Genomic DNA, 3,628 nt, shown 5'->3' with positions numbered 1-3,628 from the left:
GACTCGTAGAGCGACAGACGCAGCAGCAGTTCCAGCACCTCGGGGGCGACGTCGTCGAGGCCCCACTCGACCGCGCCGTGCAGCGTCCGGTGCCGCGCGGGCACGTCGACGTAGGACGACGAACGCAGGTCCGCCCCGGCCTCGAGGCGGCGCAGCGTGCGCACCGGGCCGATCCGGGCGATGGAGCCCGCGGCGAGTTCGATGGCCAGTGGCACCCCATCGAGCTCACGCGCGATCTCGTCGAGCACGAGGCGATCGGCCACCGCGGCCGCCCCGCGATAGTGGCTGTCGATGCTGTCGAGCAACAATTGTGCGGCGGGCGCGGAGCCGGGATAGTAGTCGCCGGTGTCGCCCCCGGTGCGCAAGGGCCGTACGCACAGCACACATTCGCGGTACAGATGGAACGGCACGCGACTGGTCGCCACGATGACCAGGTTGGGGCAGTGCTCCAAAAGCCTTGGCACATCGGTGGATATGCCGCGCACCACGCGATCGCAATTGTCCAGCAACAGGATTGCCCGGCGCGCGCCGATCGCCTCGGCGAGCCGCGCCAGCGCCTCTACCGCCGGGAGACGCTCGGGCGCGGCGTCGAGGGGGCGGCGACTCGCCCGCTCCAGCACCGTGTTCCACGCGTCGGTTCGATCGGCGCACTCCGCGAGATCCGCCGTCACCGTGATTTCTTGGCGAAAGGCCGTGTCCGACAGCACTTCTCGAGCTATCCTGGACTTTCCGACGCCGGCGGTGCCGGTGAGGGTGAGCAGCCGGACCCGCGGATCGACGAGCAGCCGGCCGACCTCGGCGAGTTCCGCCTCTCGCCCGACGAGCGTCGGAAGCCGATAGGTTCCGGCCAGTGTAGGCCTGACGTCGTCGCCCACCATGGGTACCTCTCAGTCATGCCACGGCTGAGACGACCGCACGAAATTACGCCCGAGCTACGCTGCATCAAGGCCGACCGAGCCGAGATTCGATCCGCGAACCCGAATGTTCACCGATCGGTTACGACAATACCAATACCTCGCCGCGTCGCGGGGCGTAAACAGATCTCCGAGTTCACCTGGGGCCGCGAAGATTTCGAAGCTCACCCGTTCGGCGCACACCGGCATACCGAGTGACCACGGACTCCTCCGCCGACCCGTGGCCGGGTAGCGAGAACCTGTCAGTCGTTATCGTCGACCGGTGTTCGGACCAGGGCAAGACACCAGCCTCGAGGGCATCTGGCGGCTCGTCGCCATCATCGTCGGCGCGGCCGTCACCGCGGCGATCCCGTGGACGTTTCCGCCCGACGGGGGCCCGACGGCGTTCGATCGCGCGCTGGCCGCGCCCATCCACTCGACGCTCGACGCCCGGCCCGGCGTCTACCAGGCGCTGGTGATTCCCAGCAACGCCTACATCCTGCTGCCGCTGCTGGCGCTCGCCGCGGCGTGGTTCGGGTACCGCGGGCAATGGTGGCGCGCCGCGCTCATGGTCGTGGTTCCCGAACTGGCCGTCGGCCTCAATACCTGGCTGCTCAAGCCGCTGTGGGACCGGCACCTGCACGACTACCTCGCCTACCCCAGCGGGCACACCGTGCACCTGGTCGCGATCGCGACCGCGTTCATCGTGCTGATCGAGTCGATCCGGACCAAGATCCGCGCCTTCGCGGCGGCCGTCGTGGCGCAGCTCGGGGTCGCGGTCGGCATGGTCGGGCTCGACTATCACCTGCCCACCGACGTCATCGGCGGCGTCGCCGCGGCCGCCACGATGGTGCTCGCGCTGTGCTGGCCCGCGCGGGCCCTGCTGGACATCGATGCACGGCAAACCCTTGGTACCGCGCAGGAAAGGTGGTAGAACTTGTTCTAATTCAGGCGATGGGAGCGCGTACAGTGCGGTACGGGATTGTGTTGTTCACCAGCGATCGAGGCATCACGCCCGCCGACGCGGCGGTGGCCGCGGAAGGCGCCGGTTTCGATACGTTCTACGTGCCCGAGCACACGCATATCCCGGTGGTGCGCGCAGCGGCGCATCCGCGCACGGCCGACGGGAGCCTGCCCGACGACCGGTATCTGCGCACCCTCGATCCGTGGGTGGCGCTGGCGACCGTGGCCGCCGTGACGAGCCGGATCGGCCTGTCGACGGCGGTCGCCCTGCCCGCCGAGCACCACCCGATCACCCTCGCGAAGGCCATCGCCTCGCTGGACCACCTGTCCGGCGGCCGGGTCAGCCTCGGCGTCGGATTCGGCTGGAACACCGATGAACTCGCCCACCACGGCGTGCCCCCGGCCAAGCGCCGCACGGTGCTGCGCGAACACCTCGACGCGATGCGCGCACTCTGGACCGACGAGGAAGCCAGTTTCGAGGGGCAGTTCGTGAACTTCGGCGCCAGCTGGTCGTGGCCGAAGCCGGTGCAGAAGCGGATACCGGTCCTGCTCGGCGCGGCGGGCACCGAGAAGACGTTCGCGTGGCTGGCCGAGCACGCCGACGGGTGGATCACCACCCCCACCGAGGACGGCGTGGACGCCAAGATCGCACTGCTGCATCGGGTCTGGCGTGAGCACGAGCGGGAGGGCACGCCAGAGGTGGTCGCGCTCTGCGGGCGGCACGACGCGGCCCAGCTGGCGCAGTGGGCCGAGGCCGGGGTCACCGAGGTGGTTTTCGGCATGCCCGATCGGACCGCGGACGAGGTGCGCGCCTACATCGATCGTCTGGCCGGGAAGCTCGGCCTCAGCGCCTGAACGGGTTCTATTCGGCCCCAGGGCAATTCACGAGCGGCCAGGACGGCGACCCGCGCGCAAACACCGCACGGGCCGCCGAGACATCCCGGCCGCGAGACGTCAGCGCAGATCGCGCCGGCGGAAAGCGGTCACGCCCACCGCGATCAGCGCCGCGGCGACCGCCAGCAGCCACAGCACCGGCGCGAACTCGAACTCCGCGCCCGGCAGCTTCGGCGGGTGCGTGAACGGCACGAGGTCGACGATCCACTGCGGCAACCCGTCGAGAGAGCCGACGAAGGAGATCACGATCATGACGCTGAGCACGCCCCACGCGATCGGCGTGAGCCGAGGCGCGATGCCGTAAATCGCCACGGCGACCCCGGTGACCACCCACACGGCGGGCACCTGCACCGCCGCCGCGCCCAGCGTGTCGGTCAGCTTGCCTGCCATGTCGCCGTCCGTCGCGCCGTAGACGACTCCGACCGCCAAACCCGCCGCCAGCAACAGCAATACGGGCCCGAGCAGCGCGAAACCGATGTGGCTCAACGCGTATCGCGACCGGCCGACCGCCCCCGCCAGCGTCGACTCGGCCCGCTGCGTGGACTCCTCGTCGTGCAGCCGCAGCGTCGCCGAGAGGGAGTACGCGGCGGCGCCCGCCGCGAGCAGGGTGAAGGCGAGCGTGACGAACGAATCCTGGAGTACGTCCGTGCCGCCCATCCGGGTGACCATGTCGTACATCGACGAGTTGTCGTTGATCATCTCGCCGACGCTCTTGACCGCCCCGCCCATCAGCAGCCCGTACAGCAGGAACCCGACGACCCAGACCAGCAGCGAGCCGCGCTGCAGGCGCCACGCGAGCCCGGCGGGCCCGGACAGCGACGGTTCCGCCGCCGGCGGGCCGGGTCGCTCGGCGAGCAGACCGGAGCCGGTGTCGCGCC

At 70.1% G+C, this 3,628-nt stretch carries 4 protein-coding genes; 2 read left to right on the top strand and 2 right to left on the bottom strand.

Features of this window, described 5'->3' with window-relative positions; all coding sequences use genetic code 11:
- A partial coding sequence (locus tag ON39_RS16005; RefSeq protein WP_169335887.1) for an AAA family ATPase occupies positions 1-875 on the bottom strand: 875 nt, incomplete at its 3' end.
- 301 nt (positions 876-1,176) lie between these two features.
- Between ON39_RS16005 and ON39_RS45940 the strand changes: the two genes are divergently transcribed.
- Together ON39_RS45940 and ON39_RS15995 are read left to right on the top strand one after the other, a co-directional pair.
- Complete coding sequence (locus ON39_RS45940; RefSeq protein WP_246003120.1) at positions 1,177-1,827, top strand: phosphatase PAP2 family protein; 651 nt, start codon at positions 1,177-1,179, stop codon at positions 1,825-1,827.
- Between the two features lie 35 nt (positions 1,828-1,862).
- Positions 1,863-2,711 (top strand): LLM class F420-dependent oxidoreductase, encoded by an 849-nt coding sequence (locus ON39_RS15995; RefSeq protein WP_040734908.1) that lies wholly within the window; start codon positions 1,863-1,865, stop codon positions 2,709-2,711.
- A 99-nt stretch (positions 2,712-2,810) separates the two neighbouring features.
- Here ON39_RS15995 and ON39_RS15990 read toward each other — a convergent pair.
- Positions 2,811-3,628, bottom strand: an 818-nt coding sequence (locus tag ON39_RS15990) for an efflux permease Rv1217c-related protein (protein WP_040734907.1), incomplete at its 5' end; no start/stop codon positions are given.

The sequence above is a fragment of the Nocardia tenerifensis NBRC 101015 genome, assembly GCF_000308715.1.
Taxonomy (GTDB): Bacteria; Actinomycetota; Actinomycetes; order Mycobacteriales; family Mycobacteriaceae; genus Nocardia; species Nocardia tenerifensis.
This window is presented reverse-complemented; position numbering and strand designations above follow the sequence as displayed.